Genomic DNA, 14,538 nt, shown 5'->3' with positions numbered 1-14,538 from the left:
TCTCTGGTGCGTGATCACCACACGCCTCGTCCGGACCTGGGAGGTCCTCCCCTGCGAGGGGTACGCGACCGCCTGGGCCGAGCTCACGGAACGCCGGCTCACCGCACGCGGGCGGGCCGTCGGGCTGGTGCCCGAGCCCTACTGGGTGACGTACGGGCTCGACACCGGCGACGACTTCGTGACGCCCCGGCTCCGGGTCACCGCGGACCTCGGCGGCCGGACCCTGAGCCTGGACCTGCGCAACGACGCGGGCCGCTGGAGCGTCGACGGTACGCACCGTCCCGACCTCGACGGCGCGCTCGACTGCGACCTGGGGCTGTGCCGACCTGCGCGGCCCACGAGATGCGCACGACCCGCACGACGCCCGCGCCGGACGCCGCGGCGCGCGTGTCCGTTTTTCGTCCGGCGACTTCCGCAGCGACATCGAGTTCGACGAGCGGGGAATGGTCCTCGACTACCCGGAACTGGCCATTGCGCTCACCCGCTGACGAGCGCAAGGACGGCTCCCGGGCCGCTGGGCCGGCCGTGTTAGCGTGCGGGCATGCGCGCTCCCATCGGGCCCTTCGACAACGCGGTGCCGGCTCCCGACTGCCTGGCGGATCTCGTCCCGCCCGTGGCCGGAGCCGTTGGAGGCCGGGCCGGGCACGTGCCCGCCGAACAGATCCTCTATGTGGACACCGACCCCGAGATCGCCGACACGAGCGCCTTCGTCGCGCACTACGGGCAGGAGCTGCTCGGCCAGTCGGCGAACTGCGTGGTGGTCGCCGCCAAGCGCGGCGGCGAGGTCACCCTCGCCGCCTGCCTCGTGCCCTCGGCCGGCCGGATCGACGTCAACGGAGCAGTCCGCCGGCACCTGGGCGCGCGCAAGGTGTCCTTCGCGCCGATGGAGACGGCCGTGGAACGGACGGGCATGGAGTACGGGGGCATCACCCCGCTGGGTCTGCCGGACGGCTGGCCGCTGCTGGTGGACGCGGCGGTCGCCGACATGCCGTACGTGCTCGTGGGCAGCGGCCGCCGCCGCGGCAAGCTCATCGCCCCCGGCAAACTGTTCGCGGAGCTCCCCGGCGCCGAGGTCATCGAGGGCCTCGCGCTCTGACCCTCAGCCGATTCCCACGGTGTACGCGGCGCGGTAGCCGGCACCGTCGGGGACCAGGGGCAGCGTCATCGCGGCTCCGGCGGCACGGTAGCGGCTGTCGCGGGCGTTGGGGTGCTTCGGCACCCGGCGCTCGGAGTACGGCGGGCGCGCGTACGCCTGCAGCAGGAGGTCCTCGGGGAAGAAGAACTGCGAGGTCGTCTCGGTCCGGCTGTCGGGACGCACCTTGAAGTGGATGTGCGGCGCCAGCCCCGCGTACCAGCCGGGCACGATCGTGCGGAACGTACTGCGGCCGGCGCCGTCGGTGACCTGGGTGCCGCGCAGGAAGGTGTCCCCGCCGGTGGAGTAGTCGCCGGCGGCGTCGGCGTGCCAGATGTCGACGGCAGCGTCGGCGACCGGCCGGCAGCCCGCGGAGACCCGGACGACGGTGAGGTCCAGCCGGAACGGCACGCCCTTGCGGCCCTCCGTGATGTCCGAGCGGACCCGGTCCAGGTCGAGGTAGTACGGTCCGGCCCCCGCCTTCACGGCGAGGACGCAGGCGGGAGCGCTGGCGCCGGGCGACGGCGACGCAGGCGCAGACGCGGCGCGCGACGAGGGCGCGGACGGCTGCCCGGCCGCCCCTCGCGTCCCTGCCGCGCCGGAACAGGCCGCCGTCAGTGCCGCGACCCCGGCCGATCCGGCGGCCAGCAGCAGGGCGCGTCGGCTGGTCGGGGAACTGCCGTTCTCGGTCATGCGAACCTCTCCCGCGCGCTTCACGACCGCCGCACGGGACGCGACGGCCACCGACCGCGCCCACCGTGCCGGACGGAAGGCGTCCCGGCCACCACCGACACACCGGGGCGGGCGGACGGCACTCCGGCGACACGTCGTGGATCCGCATCCGAACGAGGACAGGACCTGACGTCGTTCCTGCCTACGGTGGTGATGTCACGTCACGTCATCAGGAGCGACAGGAGAGGACGAAGCCGATGGACCGCTTTGCCCCCGAGGGCTACACGAGCGTCGCACCGTGGGTCGTCACCGACGACACCGGCGCCCTGCTCGACTTCATCACCGCCGCCTTCGACGGCGAGGAGATCGCCAGGGTGGAGGTCGAGGACGGCAGCATCGGCCACGGCGAGATCCGCGTCGGCGACACGGTCGTACTGGCCTTCGACCGGCGGCCCGACTGGCCGGTGATGCCCACCATGCTGCGGGTCTACGTGCCCGACGCGGACGCCGCCATGGCCGCTGCCGTCGCTCATGGGGCCCGGGTGGTCACCGAGGCCGTCGACAGCGCGTGGGGAGACCGCGGGGGCCGGGTGAGGGACCCGTTCGGCAACATCTGGTGGGTGACGAGCCGGGTCGAGGAGGTCGCACCGGACGAGGCCTGGCGGCGCATGGCGGAGCCCAAGTACGCCGCATCGATGCGCACGGCCCAGCAGACCCTCGACGCCGAACTCAGCGGCCGGCCAACGGGATTCGCCAGCACCCCGCAGCGCCCCGGCACCCCCTAAGCCAGGCCGTCGAGGCTCCGACGCTGCGCGGGGCTCAACCGGAGGTCCGCCGCGGCGACGTTCTCCTCGAGGTGGGCGAGCGAGGCCGTACCGGGAATCGGCACCACGACCGGGGAGCGGGCGAGCAGCCAGGCGAGCAGGAGCTGGGAAGTCGTGGCACCGAGTTCGGAGGCGACGGCATCGAGTTCCCCGGCCCGGCCGGGCGTGGCGGCGGCGACGGGGCGCCACGGAAGGAAGGCGATCCCGGCGGCCTCGCACGCCTCCAGGACGGGCTCGTACTCCCGGTCCAGCAGGTTGTACCGGTTCTGCACGCTCGCGATCTCCGCGGTCCGCCGGGCCTCGGCGAGCTCTGAGGCGCTGACCTCGGACAACCCGATGTGCCCGATCTTGCCCTCCTGCTGGAGTTCACGGAGCGTACCCACCTGCTCCGCCACGGGCACCTTCGGGTCGATCCGGTGCAGTTGGAGCAGGCCGATCCGTTCCGTACGGAGCCGGCGCAGTCCGTGCTCTACCTGCTCGCGCAGGCTGTCCGGCCGGGCGTCGTAGGCCCAGCCCTCGGGGCCGTCGCTCCGGACGACCCCGACCTTGGTGGTGATCAGCAGGTCGTCCGGATAGGGGTGGAGGGCCTCGGCGAGGAGCTCTTCGTTGGCTCCCCATCCGTAGAGGTGCGCGGTGTCGATCAGGCCGACCCCCAGCTCGACGGCGCGGCGGGCCACCGCGATCGCGCCGTCCCTCTCGGCTCCCGAGCCGGTCGGCAGCCGCATGGCACCGAACCCGAGCCGGGGCACCGGGTATTCACCGCCGATGGAAAGGGTCCGGGCCACGGCAGGCGTATGTGAAGTCATCAGATTCCCCTCGTCGGCGCGACGATACCCGGCCCGGTCTCCGTAGCCGTTCCCCAAATCGGCCGGTTCTGCAGCCCGTACGGCTGTCGCGGCTGCGGCGGGCGGGGCTACCGTGGAGGCCGCGCCCGGGGGAGGGCGAAGGGCGAAGGGGGACCCATGCTGGACGAGGCGATGGTCGCGCTGGCGGCTTCGGTCGGATCGGGCGTCGTACAGGCGGCCGGTACGGACGCCTGGCTGGCTCTGCGGAACCGGCTGGCCCGGCTGCTCGGCCGAGGGGACCGGCAGCAGGAGACCGTCCAGCTGGAGCGACTGGACCGGACCGCGGCCGAACTGTCGGCGGCAGAAACGGAACAGGACCCCGGCGGCCCGGTGGGCGACGGGGGCGAGGAGCGGGCGAGACACGGCGCGGCTTGGCGAACCCGTACCGAGGACCTGCTGGAGCAGCTGGAACCGGCCGAACGGGCCGCGGTCGCGGCGGAACTCCGGGCCCTGCTCGCCGAGGCCGGGGATGCGGTGCGCCCGGCCGCCGGGGGAGTCGCGCGGAACGTCTTCCTCGGTCCGGCGGCGGTCCAGTCCGGGGACGGCAACGTCCAGGTGAACCGGTTCGACTCCCGCCCGTGACCGGGTCCGGGCCCGATGACGACCGCCGTGGGGACGCCTTCCACGGTGCGGCCGGGGTGCAGCGCGGCAGCGGAAACCTGCAGGTCAACGTCCACGAGCACCGCGTCGGCATCCTGTCTGCCTGCGCGGTCGCGCTGGTGTGCGTGGCGACCGTGATCGCCGTCCGGGTGGGCGGTGACCGGGGCACCGAGTCGGTCGCCCCGCCCGCCGGGAGCACGGCCACGACGCCGGGCACGAGTTCGGCCACGCCCCCGGGCACCACCCCGGGCACGGCCGGGCCGGATCCGTCGGCGCTCACCGGGCGGCTGGTCAACCGCGGCAGCGGGCTGTGCCTACGGGTGCCCGGGCCCGGGGACGGCCTGGTGCCGGTGCAGGACACGTGCACCGGGGCCGCCGACCGGACCTGGACGCTCGCACTGCAGGAGGACGGCGGCACCACCCGCACCCTGCGCAACGCAGACAGCGGCCGATGCCTGGCCGTGGCGGGCAACGAGAACCACTCGCCCGCCCGCCAGCACGCGTGCACCGGCCGGCGCGGGGACAACCAGCACTGGGAACTGATGTGGGGGACGGGCGAGCGGGCCGAGTACTTCGTGCTCCGCAACGCGGTCAACGCCAAGTGCCTGGTGGTGCAGGGCCGCGAGCCGGCCCGCCCGGCGGCACAGATCTCCTGCGGCGAGCAGTACGACGACCAGTGGTGGCACCTCGCGCCTTAGGTCGTCTCTTTCGGATCTTGTCGGTCGGGCCCGCGTCGTCCGGTGCCGTGCATCGCAAGGCGGAGGAGCGCCGTTGTACTGGACGTACTGCGGTGCTCCGACAACGCGGCGAGGTGCGGTGCCGGGCGACGCGGGCCTGGGGGCACCTCCCAGCGGTAGCTGGGGGAGCAAGATCCGAAAGAGACGACCTAGGGGGACGGGTGCCCGCAGCACCCCCAGGAGCCTGCGCCGGGCCGGGGACCGGCCCGTGCACGAAAATTTCACAACTCGGCCCGGCCCGCGCCCGATGTGCCTCCACGGATGTCACCCCGCTGCGGTGCCGCCCGCCACGAGCCGCTCCGGATCCGGCCTCGGGGGTGGTTGCGCAGGAGACTGCGCTTACCGGTCCGCGAAACGACAGGGCCGGCCCGGGAGGTCCGGCTTGGCGTGAACCCGCCGCACCGGCGGACCCGTTGGAGCATGCCCCTCCGCCGGGGGCGCCGAGAACGTTCCAGGCAGCCGCGGCACGGACCCGTAGCACTGCAAGGAGTCCGACCAGGCGGCCGGATGCGGTGCCGAGTCGGGTCCGGCGTGAAATCGAGGTCCTTCGGGCCGCCGTGAACCCCGTCGTACCCAGGAGCCGTCCTCGCGGCGGCGGGCACACCGGCGCCAGGGGGTCCGCCGCGGCCGTGCCCGCGTCATGTGCGGGGCGTCTTTGCTGATTCATGGCCGGGGCATGGCAAGGATGTTACGCGTCCGTTGACCTCTTGTGGGTGAGCGGGGGGTGGGTCAACCTTTCGGGGGCGGCAGCCTGTTGGACGCGTTGTCATGAACATGGCCATCAGGCTCTGCCTCATCCCCGCAGTGCACCACCTATGAGGAGGACCCCCCACATGTCCGTGATGCGTCACACCCGCCGGAAGATCGCCGGCATCAGCGCGACCGCCGTCGTGGCCCTCGCGCTCGGCGCGGCCGCCGCGTTACCCGCCTCCGCGGCCGACAGCGGCGCGCAGGGCGTGATCGAGAACGCCGGCGCCGCCGGGACCATCTCCGGCAGCTACATCGTGACCCTCGAAGACTCCGCAGCCCGGTCCACCGCCGACAGCGGCAAGGCCGTCGCGAAGCGGTACGGCGCGAAGATCGACAAGACCTACAGCGCGGCCCTCAACGGCTACTCCGTACAGGTCTCCGAGGCGCAGGCCAGGAAGCTCGCCGCCGACCCGGCGGTCAAGTCGGTCGTGCAGAACCGTGTCTTCACCGTCGACGCCACCCAGCCCAACCCGCCGTCCTGGGGCCTGGACCGCATCGACCAGCGTGCGCTGCCGCTGAACCAGAGCTACACCTACCCGGACAAGGCCGGCGAGGGCGTCACCGCCTACATCATCGACACCGGCGTCCGCATCACCCACCAGGACTTCGGCAGCCGCGCCTCCTACGGCTACGACGCCATCGACAACGACAACACCGCCCAGGACGGCCACGGCCACGGCACGCACGTCGCCGGCACCGTCGCGGGCGGCGCCTACGGCGTGGCCAAGAAGGCCAAGATCGTCGGCGTCCGCGTCCTCGACAACAACGGCTCCGGCACGACCGCCCAGGTCGTCGCGGGCATCGACTGGGTGACCCGCAACGCCGTCAAGCCGGCCGTCGCCAACATGTCGCTCGGCGGCGGCGCGGACTCCGCGCTCGACACGGCCGTCCGCAACTCCATAGCCTCCGGCATCACCTACGGCGTCGCCGCGGGCAACGAATCCACGAACGCCTCGACGAAGTCCCCGGCGCGCGTGGCCGAGGCCATCACGGTCGGCGCCACCACGAACACCGACGCCAAGGCGAGCTACTCCAACTACGGCACCGTGCTGGACATCTTCGCGCCGGGATCCTCCATCACCTCCTCCTGGGGCACCGGCGACACCGCCACCAACACCATCTCCGGCACCTCGATGGCCACCCCGCACGTGGTCGGCGCGGCGGCGCTGTACCTCTCGCAGAACACCTCGAGCACCCCGGCCCAGGTCCGCGACGCCCTGGTGGCGGCAGCGACCCCGAACGTGGTGACCGGCCCCGGCACAGGATCCCCGAACCTGCTGCTCAACGTCGGTGACGGCGGGACCGTTCCGCCCGGCAAGCGCTTCGAGAACGCCGCGGACTACGCGATCAACGACAACTCCACCGTCGAGTCGCCCGTCACCGTCAGCGGTGTCACCGGCAACGCCCCGGCGGCGCTGAGCGTCGCGGTCGACATCAAGCACACGTACATCGGTGACCTCAAGGTCGACCTGGTCGCGCCCGACGGCACCGTCTACACCCTGCACAACCGTACCGGCGGCAGCGCGGACAACATCATCAAGAGCTTCACCGTGAACGCCTCCTCCGAGGTCGCCAACGGAGTGTGGAAGCTCCGGGTCAACGACAACGCGAACATCGACACCGGCAAGATCGACTCCTGGGCGCTGCAGTTCTGACCGTCCGGAACGGTGCGGGACGCGCGTGACTTCTGAGCCGCGATGAACAGGCGGGGGCGACCACAGGGCGGTCGCCCCCGCTCCGTTCTGCAAGGGGTGACGCGGCGGACTGTGTGACCATGGGGAGCTCTGTTCCTTCGCCCGCGAGGTGATGTTCTTGACGAAGGCGGCACTGCGTCCCCACGCACTGTTGCCTCGGCAGTACGACGAACGGAAGGTCCTGGCCTCCACGGTCGACGCGTGGGGGAGGGCCCTCTGGTTGATCTGCCACGACGCCCGCGTTCCCGAACTCCTGGGCGTGCCCTACGAGGCTCTCGTCGTGATCGGCGACGGGAGCCGGATCCTGGAGCGGCCCCTGCACGGGGTGACCGGGGCCCCGGCCCGCATCGACGCCCTTCCCCGGGACGGGTTCGTCGTGGCCGGCTCCGGCAGACCGGGCGAACGCAACGGCCAGGTCTTCGGACCGGACGGCCGTCCCCGGCGCCGGTTCGCCCTCGGTTCCCATCTGCTGGACCTGCTGGCGGACGGCCGGTCCCACCTCTGGACCGGCTACGCCGACGAAGGCGTCTTCGGGGACCCCGTCAGCGCGGGCGGCCTGATCCGATGGAACGACAGGGGAAACCAGCTGTGGGACTTCCGGCCCCCGGAACCCCACCACCTGTTTGCCGGGATCAGTGCCATGAACGTCACTGACTCGGTCGTGCGGGCCGCCTACCGGCCCGGACGGTCGCTCGTCGAGATACGGCCCGGCGAGCCCTTCCGCTTCCGGATGCTGCCCGTGTCCGACCCGTGCGGTCTCGCCGTACGGGACGACCGTCTGCTCCTGCTCGGGGCTGCGAGCCGGGGGCGGCCCACACGCACCGGCGCGCGCTCCACCTCCTGCGGCAGACCGACGACGGCGCGACGATCGTGGGGCGGGGCGAGTTGAGCTGGCCGAACGGCGATCCCGTGCACCGATACGCCCGCCCCGTCGGCCGGGGCCGGCACCTCTATCTGCGCAGCAGCCGCTCCGTGCGCCAGTGGCACGTACTGAGCGTGCCCGACGCGAGCGGATCTCCTGGCTGACAAAAAGAAGAGGCAAGGAGGTGAACCACCCCTTGCCACTCTCAAGATATAGCGGACCGGGGGCCTTGCGGCAAGGCCCCCGGTGTGCTGCAGACTCTCCCGTCCAAGCCGGCACCTGCCGGGACCGGCCGGCACAACGCAGGCTGCCGAATGGGGGATTCCGATGATTGACGTGATCATTGCCGGCGGTGGACCGACCGGCTTGATGCTGGCCGGCGAATTGCGCCTGCACGGTGTCCACGTCCTCGTGCTGGAGAAGGAAGCGGAACCGACGCAGCACGTCCGTGCGCTCGGCCTGCACGTGCGCAGCATCGAGGTGATGGCCCAGCGAGGTCTGCTGGACCGGTTCCTGGAACACGGCCGGCAGTACCGGGTCGGAGGCTTCTTCGCCGGCCTCGGCACCTCGTGGCCCGACCGGCTGGACACGGCCCATTCGTACGTCCTCGGCATCCCGCAGACCATCACCGACCGCCTGCTGTCCGAGCACGCCACCGGGCTCGGCGCCGAGATCAGGCGCGGCTGCGAACTGGTCGGGGTGAGCCAGGACGAGGACGGGGTGAGCGTCGAGCTGGCCGACGGTACGCGGCTGCGCTCGCGCCACCTCGTCGGCTGCGACGGAGGCCGCAGCAGGGTGCGCAAGCTGCTCGGCGTCGCCTTCCCCGGCGAGCCCTCCAGGGTCGAGACGCTCCTGGGAGAGATGGAGCTGACCGCGGACCCGCAGACGCTGGCCGCCGTGGTGGACGAGGTCCGCAGGACCCAGAAGCGGTTCGGTGCGGGCTCCCTCGGGGACGGGGTGTACCGCGTCGTCGTGCCCGCCGAGGGCGTGGCCGAGGACCGCACGGTCCCGCCGACCCTCGACGACTTCAAGCAGCAGCTGCGCAAGTTCGCCGGCACCGACTTCGGCGTGCACTCACCGCGCAGGCTGTCCCGCTTCGGCGATGCAACCCGCCTGGCCGAGCGCTACCGGGTCGGCCGGGTGCTGCTGGCGGGTGACGCGGCGCACATCCATCCGCCGACCGGCGGGCAGGGCCTCAACCTCGGCATTCAGGACGCGTTCAACCTCGGCTGGAAACTGGCCGCCCACGTGCGCGGCTGGGCCCCCGAGGGGCTGCTGGACAGCTACCACGCCGAACGGCACCCGGTGGCCGCCGACGTGCTGGACAACACCCGTGCCCAGATGGAGCTGATGTCGACGGAGCCCGGCCCGCGGGCGCTGCGCCGGCTGATGTCCGAGCTGCTGGACTTCGAGGAGGTGAACCGGTACCTGATCGAGAAGATCACCGCCATCGCGGTCCGATACGACTTCGGTGAGGGCCACGAACTGCTCGGCCGCCGGATGCGGGACGTGGCGTTGAAGCAGGGACGCCTCTACGCGTTGATGCGCGGCGGCCGCGGTCTGCTGCTCGACCAGACGGGCCGGCTTTCGGTGGCGGGCTGGGCGGACCGCGTCGACCACGTCGTCGACGTCAGCGAGGAACTGGACGTGCCCGCGGTCCTGCTGCGGCCGGACGGCCACGTGGCGTGGGCCGGTGACGATCAGCAGGAACTGCTCGGCCGGTTGCCCCAGTGGTTCGGTGCCGCCACAGGCGCAGGCGCAGGCGCAGCCGCTGCAGCGCCTGAACCCGCCGCGGCGACCGGCACTGACGGTTCGTAGAGTGCGGGGTGCGGGGTGGAGGGCCACCCCGCACCACCCGACGTTCCCCGGAGAGACACATGGTGGTGAACCAGAGGCCGCGTCCGGTCAGCCGGCCGTCCGTCGGCCGGGCCGTCGTCCTCGCCTGCGACTCCCTGGCCACCCTCGTGGTGTCCTTCGGGCTGTGCGCCGCGGGCCTCCTGCTGCCCGGGCTCACGGAGGACTACGGTCCCGCCACGGGGCCCACGTCACCCACGGCCCTCGCCATCTTCGCGACCGCCCTCCTGCTGATCTCGTCCCTGGCCGTGACGGCGACCCTGCACCCACGCGCCCGGTCCGATCGCTCGAGGCGCTTCGCGCTGTGGCTCTCGGCCGCCCGCCTCACGCTGCTGGTGGGCGCCGTGGCGGCTTTCGTCGTGCACGGCATCGTCACGATCGAGCTCGCCTGACCCCACGCCCCGTGCACGACACCGCCGGCCGGCCGCGCTCCCCGACCGACGCCGACGCCGACGCGGTCCGGCTCGCCGAGGCGAAGCGATCAGTCAGGGTGCCGGGGCGCGCGGGAACCGGTGGGCCTCAGCCGGCAGGTCGTGAGGGACCGAGGCAGCCCCACCGGCGCGTACGGCGTCCACCACGGCCTGGTGCAGGAGGCGGCTGCCCTCCTCGGACTCGCAGCGCACCGGACTGCCGGCCACGGTGAACCAGTCCGAGCCGCCGCTGTACTGCACGGCCACATGGGCCTCCGGAGCCGACCAGGTGGTGTGCACGGTCAGGTCTCCATTGAGGACCCCCGCCTCCTCGGTGCGTACTCCGCCACGTCCGGCGAAGACTCCTGTCGTCGTCCACGAAGCCCAGGTCATGGCGCATCGCCCCTCACCGCGGAGTGATCTGATGCTTCCACGCTACGGCGCGTCCCGGGTTCGCGCGTCCCCGCGCCCCGGTCGGCCGTACGGGAGGGCCGGCGGCGGGGGCACCCACAGGATCGGGTCAGTGTCCGGCTGCCGCCTTCACCAGCGCGACCGCGGTGCCGATGGCCGCGTCCAGGGCGCCCGCCAGGAGCGCCAGGCCGGTGCCGCCGCCCATACGGATGCCGCCGTACCAGCCCCAGGTGAACAGCCCGGCGACGCTCACCCCGGCCGACACCAGGAGAGCCGTGTCCACCGCCATCGCTCCCAGCGCCGCCGCACCGATCAGGGCCAGCGGTCCCGCGGCGGACAGCAGCAGAGGGCTGCTTACGGACAGCATGCGGCGCAGCTCGCGGCCGGTGGCCAGGCGGCCGTGGACCACGCGGTGGGCCTGCTGGTCCGCGACCAGCGCGGCCAGCCAGAGGCCCACCGCGGTGGTCAGTACGGTCGCGGCGGCTCCCCCGGCGCTGGTGTGATCGGAGCCCGCGAGCCCGATCACCACCGAGATCATGGTGATGGTCGCGTACAGACGCTCCTTCAGCTGCGCTGCGGCGAACCGAGGATCGCGATCGAAGGCCTGCTCGGCGGCCGGTCCGGGGGCGGCGCCGCCGGGGGACCCGGCCGGGGGCGTCTCGTCAGGGGCCATGCCGTCCACCGTAGGGCCGGCCGATGGCTGCGCCCCGGAGGCGGGCGGGCAGCGCGCCGTCCGGGTGCGCCGGCCGTCCGACGCGTTCCACATCCTGGGTTCCGGGTGAGGAAACCGCTGTCACGGGGAACCGGTGACCAGGACAACGGACCCGACGGGCCGCGCGGCGGCAGACGAGGCAGGTATCGGCGTGCTGATCGACCTCTCCGGCAGGACAGCACTGGTCACCGGCTCCACGCAGGGCATCGGCGCGGCCATCGCGGCCGCGCTGGCGGGCGCGGGCGCCCGGGTCGCGGTCAACGGCCGAAGCCGGGAATCGGTGGAGGCGGCGCTCGGGCCGCTCGGCGCCGCGGGGGGTGAGTTCATTGCGGCGCCCGGCGACATCACGACGGACGAAGGGGCGCGGGCGGTCTTCGACGCGGTCCCGCACGTCGACATCCTCGTCAACAACCTCGGAATCTTCGGAGCCGCACCGGCGCTGGAGATCGAGGACGAGGAATGGCGGCGGTACTTCGAGACGAACGTGCTCACCGCGGTCCGGACGACACGGCAGTACCTCCCCGGCATGGTGGAGCGTTCCTGGGGCCGCGTCCAGAACATCGCCAGCGACTCGGCGGTGGTCATCCCCGCGGAGATGATCCACTACGGCATGTCCAAGACCGCCCTGCTCGCGGTGTCCCGGGGCTTCGCCAAGGAGGCGGCCGGCACCGGCGTGACCGTGAACTCGGTCATCGCCGGACCGACGCACACCGGCGGGATCGAGGACTTCGTCTACGAACTGGTCGACCGGGACCTGCCCTGGGACGAGGCGCAGCGGGCATTCATGCGCGCGCACCGTCCCCAGTCGCTGATCCAGCGGTTGATCGAACCGGAGGAGATCGCCCACATGGTGGTCTATCTGGCGTCGCCGTACGCCTCGGCCACCACGGGCGGAGCGCTGCGGGTGGACGGGGGCTACGTGGACTCCATCCTTCCGTAGTAGCCCGCCGCGCAAGGCGGGTCCGGACTCGGCCTGAGCCCCGCCGATCCCGGCTCCCGGACGATGCGCCGCATGGCGGACGACCTGGAGGACCTGCTGGACCGCTTCGGGCCCGGACCGTTCGTGCTGGTCGGCCACAGTGCGGGCGGTCCGCTCGTCCGCCTCGTCGCGGCCGGGCGCCGGGACCGGATCCGCGGCCTGGTGCTGGTGGACCCCATCGACGAGGGCGCCGATCTGCTCTTCCGTCCGCTGTTCCGCCGTGCGGAGCGCGTGGTCATCGCGGTCAACCTGCTGCTCGCGCGCCTCGGGCTGCTCCGCCACGTGTACGCCCCGCTCGGCAAGGGGCTGCCCGAGAAGGCGCGTCGCGACCTGGCGAACGATGGGCTCACCATCGCAGTGGTGCGTACCCAGCAGGCGCAGGCCCGCAGCCTGACCCGTAAGGGCCCCGCGTACGGCCGGGAACCGGCTTCACGTCGGGACGGGTCGGCTGCTTTAATAAATGAACAAGCATTTATTAATGAGGAGTGGCTGTGGCCGGACGTCCCCGCGGGGTGGAAGACCTGGTGATCCTGCGCGCGGCGGCCGAGGTGATGGGGCAGGTGGGTCCTTCCGGGCTCACGCTGGCGGCGGTGGCCCGCCAGGTCGGTCTGGTGCCCGGCACGCTCGTGCAGCGGTTCGGCTCCAAGCGGGGCCTGATGCTGGCGCTCGCAGATCAGTCCGTACGGGACGTGGACGCGCTACCGAGCCGGGTGCGCGGGGGACAGGACGCGGCGCTGGGGGCCCTGACCGCGCTGATCGCGCAGTGGATGGCTCCGATGGTCACGCCGGAGACCTTCGCCAACCATCTGGCGTTCCTGTGCATGGACCTGACGGACCCGGAGCTCCACGAGCGGGCCCTGGCCGTGCACCGGGCCCAGCACCGGGCAATCGGGACGCTGTTGGCGGAAGCCGTGTCCTCCGGAGAGCTCAAGGCCGCGACGGACGTCGAGACGCTCACGGCAACCGTGCAGGCCGTCACCTCGGGCGCGGGTCTCGTCTGGGCGCTCGACCGCCGGGGCACCCTCGTCGAGCGCGTCCGCCACGGACTCGACGCCGTGCTGGCCCCGCACGCCACCGCCTTCCCTCCGAACCCGTCGGACGACCTGGAGACGACATGACAAAGACGCAGAGGACACGGCAACTGGCCGGCGCGGTGGCGCTCGTCGCGGGCGGTACCCGGGGCGGCGGACGGGGAATCGCCGTCGAGCTCGGAGCCGCCGGCGCGACGGTCTACGTGACCGGCCGCAGCAGCGGAACCCGGCGCTCCGACCTCGACCGCCCCGAGACCATCGAGGAGACGGCCGAGAGGATCACCGCCGCCGGAGGCCTGGGCATCGCGGTCCGCACCGACCACAGCCGCCCGGAGGAGGTCCGGGCCCTGGTGGCGCGGATCTCGGCCGAGCAGGACGGCCGGCTCGACGTCCTCGTCAACTCCGTCTGGGGCGGCGACCCGCTCACCGACTGGGAACACCCGCTGTGGGAGCAGGACCTGGACCAGGGCCTGCGCCTCCTGCGGCAGGCGGTGGAAACCCACGTGATCACCAGCCGGTACGCGCTGCCGCTGATGGTCGCCCGCAAGCGCGGCCTGGTCGTGGAGGTCACGGACGGCAACACCGCCCGCTACCGCGGTTCGTTCTTCTACGACCTGGCGAAATCGGCGGTCATCCGCCTCGCCGTCGCACAGGCCGCCGAGCTCAAGCCGCACGGCGTCGCGGCCGTCTCCCTCACACCGGGGTTCCTGCGCTCGGAGGCGCTGTTGGAGCACTTCGGCGTCACCGAGGCCAATTGGCGGGACGGCGCGGCCGAGGACCCGAACTTCGCCCACTCCGAGACCCCCGCCTACCTGGGCCGGGCGGTCGTGGCCCTGGCGGCCGACCCGGACGTCATCGCCAGGACGGGCCGGGCGCTGGCCACCTGGGATCTCCACAAGGAATACGGATTCACGGACGCCGACGGCAGCCGGCCGGACTTCGCCGCGCACTGGGCCAGGAACCTCGAGGAGGATTACGGCCCCCTCGGGGATCCGCTCTGAGAGTGACCCCGCAGGGGCGTCGGG

Annotated in this window: 17 protein-coding genes; 13 read left to right on the top strand and 4 right to left on the bottom strand. The window is 72.5% G+C overall.

The features are described from left to right. Nucleotides 1-10 precede the first annotated feature (10 nt). Together OG753_RS02175 and OG753_RS02170 are read left to right on the top strand one after the other, a co-directional pair. On the top strand, nucleotides 11-532 hold the full coding sequence (locus OG753_RS02175; protein WP_405786878.1) for a putative glycolipid-binding domain-containing protein: 522 nt from the start codon (nucleotides 11-13) through the stop codon (nucleotides 530-532). Nucleotides 533-541: 9 nt separating this feature from the next. Continuing rightward, nucleotides 542-1,096, top strand: a complete 555-nt coding sequence (locus OG753_RS02170) for a YbaK/EbsC family protein (protein ID WP_405786876.1) — start codon at nucleotides 542-544, stop codon at nucleotides 1,094-1,096. A 3-nt stretch (nucleotides 1,097-1,099) separates the two neighbouring features. On the opposite strand, the gene OG753_RS02165 is transcribed toward OG753_RS02170, so the two are convergent. Further along, nucleotides 1,100-1,825, bottom strand: coding sequence for an intradiol ring-cleavage dioxygenase (locus tag OG753_RS02165; RefSeq protein WP_327260365.1), 726 nt, complete (start codon nucleotides 1,823-1,825; stop codon nucleotides 1,100-1,102). A gap of 236 nt (nucleotides 1,826-2,061) precedes the next feature. Here OG753_RS02165 and OG753_RS02160 point away from each other — a divergent pair, with 236 nt between their 5' ends. Then, nucleotides 2,062-2,589 carry a VOC family protein gene (locus OG753_RS02160; protein WP_405786874.1) on the top strand — a complete coding sequence of 176 codons (528 nt, stop codon included), beginning with the start codon at nucleotides 2,062-2,064 and terminating at the stop codon, nucleotides 2,587-2,589. Here OG753_RS02160 and OG753_RS02155 read toward each other — a convergent pair. Then, complete coding sequence (locus tag OG753_RS02155) at nucleotides 2,586-3,434, bottom strand: aldo/keto reductase (RefSeq protein WP_405786872.1); 849 nt, start codon at nucleotides 3,432-3,434, stop codon at nucleotides 2,586-2,588. The genes OG753_RS02160 and OG753_RS02155 overlap by 4 nt on opposite strands. 156 nt (nucleotides 3,435-3,590) lie before the next feature. Between OG753_RS02155 and OG753_RS02150 the strand changes: the two genes are divergently transcribed. The 6 genes from OG753_RS02150 (at nucleotide 3,591) to OG753_RS02125 (ending at nucleotide 10,362) form a co-directional block, all read left to right on the top strand. Beyond that, a complete protein-coding gene (locus OG753_RS02150) occupies nucleotides 3,591-4,055 on the top strand; it encodes a hypothetical protein (RefSeq protein ID WP_405786871.1) in 465 nt (154 codons plus the stop codon). Further along, complete coding sequence (locus OG753_RS02145) at nucleotides 4,052-4,771, top strand: RICIN domain-containing protein (protein ID WP_405786870.1); 720 nt, start codon at nucleotides 4,052-4,054, stop codon at nucleotides 4,769-4,771. Before OG753_RS02150 ends, OG753_RS02145 begins: the two co-directional genes overlap by 4 nt. An 872-nt stretch (nucleotides 4,772-5,643) precedes the next feature. After that, complete coding sequence (locus tag OG753_RS02140) at nucleotides 5,644-7,215, top strand: S8 family peptidase (protein ID WP_405786869.1); 1,572 nt, start codon at nucleotides 5,644-5,646, stop codon at nucleotides 7,213-7,215. A gap of 157 nt (nucleotides 7,216-7,372) precedes the next feature. Further along, nucleotides 7,373-8,143, top strand: coding sequence for a hypothetical protein (locus OG753_RS02135; protein WP_405786868.1), 771 nt, complete (start codon nucleotides 7,373-7,375; stop codon nucleotides 8,141-8,143). A 300-nt stretch (nucleotides 8,144-8,443) separates the two neighbouring features. Then, the gene (gene rox, locus OG753_RS02130) at nucleotides 8,444-9,934 is read left to right on the top strand and encodes a rifampin monooxygenase (RefSeq protein WP_405786867.1); all 1,491 of its coding nucleotides are present in this window, start codon (nucleotides 8,444-8,446) and stop codon (nucleotides 9,932-9,934) included. 59 nt (nucleotides 9,935-9,993) lie between these two features. Beyond that, nucleotides 9,994-10,362, top strand: coding sequence for a hypothetical protein (locus OG753_RS02125; protein WP_405786866.1), 369 nt, complete (start codon nucleotides 9,994-9,996; stop codon nucleotides 10,360-10,362). 93 nt (nucleotides 10,363-10,455) lie between these two features. Here the strand turns inward: OG753_RS02125 and OG753_RS02120 are convergent, their stop codons facing one another. Both OG753_RS02120 and OG753_RS02115 read right to left on the bottom strand, forming a co-directional pair. Beyond that, on the bottom strand, nucleotides 10,456-10,773 hold the full coding sequence (locus tag OG753_RS02120) for a hypothetical protein (protein ID WP_327260356.1): 318 nt from the start codon (nucleotides 10,771-10,773) through the stop codon (nucleotides 10,456-10,458). A gap of 127 nt (nucleotides 10,774-10,900) precedes the next feature. Then, nucleotides 10,901-11,464 (bottom strand): hypothetical protein, encoded by a 564-nt coding sequence (locus OG753_RS02115; RefSeq protein ID WP_327260355.1) that lies wholly within the window; start codon nucleotides 11,462-11,464, stop codon nucleotides 10,901-10,903. Between the two features lie 190 nt (nucleotides 11,465-11,654). On the opposite strand from OG753_RS02115, the gene OG753_RS02110 reads away from it, so the two are divergent. The 4 genes from OG753_RS02110 (at nucleotide 11,655) to OG753_RS02095 (ending at nucleotide 14,514) form a co-directional block, all read left to right on the top strand. After that, nucleotides 11,655-12,443 carry an SDR family NAD(P)-dependent oxidoreductase gene (locus tag OG753_RS02110; protein WP_405792500.1) on the top strand — a complete coding sequence of 263 codons (789 nt, stop codon included), beginning with the start codon at nucleotides 11,655-11,657 and terminating at the stop codon, nucleotides 12,441-12,443. A gap of 72 nt (nucleotides 12,444-12,515) precedes the next feature. Beyond that, entirely contained in the window at nucleotides 12,516-13,010 is a 495-nt protein-coding gene (locus OG753_RS02105) for an alpha/beta fold hydrolase (protein ID WP_405786865.1), read from the top strand. Then, nucleotides 12,974-13,600 carry a TetR/AcrR family transcriptional regulator gene (locus OG753_RS02100; protein WP_405786864.1) on the top strand — a complete coding sequence of 209 codons (627 nt, stop codon included), beginning with the start codon at nucleotides 12,974-12,976 and terminating at the stop codon, nucleotides 13,598-13,600. Before OG753_RS02105 ends, OG753_RS02100 begins: the two co-directional genes overlap by 37 nt. Then, nucleotides 13,597-14,514: an SDR family oxidoreductase gene (locus tag OG753_RS02095; RefSeq protein WP_405786862.1), complete on the top strand. Its 918-nt coding sequence runs from the start codon at nucleotides 13,597-13,599 to the stop codon at nucleotides 14,512-14,514. The genes OG753_RS02100 and OG753_RS02095 overlap by 4 nt, the downstream gene beginning before the upstream one ends. Nucleotides 14,515-14,538 lie beyond the last annotated feature (24 nt).

The sequence above is a fragment of the Streptomyces sp. NBC_00029 genome, from assembly GCF_045160505.1.
GTDB lineage: Bacteria > Actinomycetota > Actinomycetes > Streptomycetales > Streptomycetaceae > Streptomyces.
Note: the sequence above shows the minus strand (reverse complement) of the source record. Positions and strands in the feature narration are given on the sequence as shown.

What these genes read in the sequence shown, in the direction of transcription:
- OG753_RS02150 (WP_405786871.1), top strand. Translation starts at nt 3,591, where the DNA reads ATGCTGGACGAGGCGATGGTCGCGCTGGCGGCTTCGGTCGGATCGGGC.
- OG753_RS02165 (WP_327260365.1), bottom strand. Translation starts at nt 1,825, where the DNA reads ATGACCGAGAACGGCAGTTCCCCGACCAGCCGACGCGCCCTGCTGCTG.
- OG753_RS02160 (WP_405786874.1), top strand. Translation starts at nt 2,062, where the DNA reads ATGGACCGCTTTGCCCCCGAGGGCTACACGAGCGTCGCACCGTGGGTC.
- OG753_RS02125 (WP_405786866.1), top strand. Translation starts at nt 9,994, where the DNA reads ATGGTGGTGAACCAGAGGCCGCGTCCGGTCAGCCGGCCGTCCGTCGGC.
- OG753_RS02170 (WP_405786876.1), top strand. Translation starts at nt 542, where the DNA reads ATGCGCGCTCCCATCGGGCCCTTCGACAACGCGGTGCCGGCTCCCGAC.
- rox (WP_405786867.1), top strand. Translation starts at nt 8,444, where the DNA reads ATGATTGACGTGATCATTGCCGGCGGTGGACCGACCGGCTTGATGCTG.
- OG753_RS02140 (WP_405786869.1), top strand. Translation starts at nt 5,644, where the DNA reads ATGTCCGTGATGCGTCACACCCGCCGGAAGATCGCCGGCATCAGCGCG.
- OG753_RS02095 (WP_405786862.1), top strand. Translation starts at nt 13,597, where the DNA reads ATGACAAAGACGCAGAGGACACGGCAACTGGCCGGCGCGGTGGCGCTC.
- OG753_RS02120 (WP_327260356.1), bottom strand. Translation starts at nt 10,773, where the DNA reads ATGACCTGGGCTTCGTGGACGACGACAGGAGTCTTCGCCGGACGTGGC.
- OG753_RS02115 (WP_327260355.1), bottom strand. Translation starts at nt 11,464, where the DNA reads ATGGCCCCTGACGAGACGCCCCCGGCCGGGTCCCCCGGCGGCGCCGCC.
- OG753_RS02155 (WP_405786872.1), bottom strand. Translation starts at nt 3,434, where the DNA reads ATGACTTCACATACGCCTGCCGTGGCCCGGACCCTTTCCATCGGCGGT.
- OG753_RS02105 (WP_405786865.1), top strand. Translation starts at nt 12,516, where the DNA reads ATGGCGGACGACCTGGAGGACCTGCTGGACCGCTTCGGGCCCGGACCG.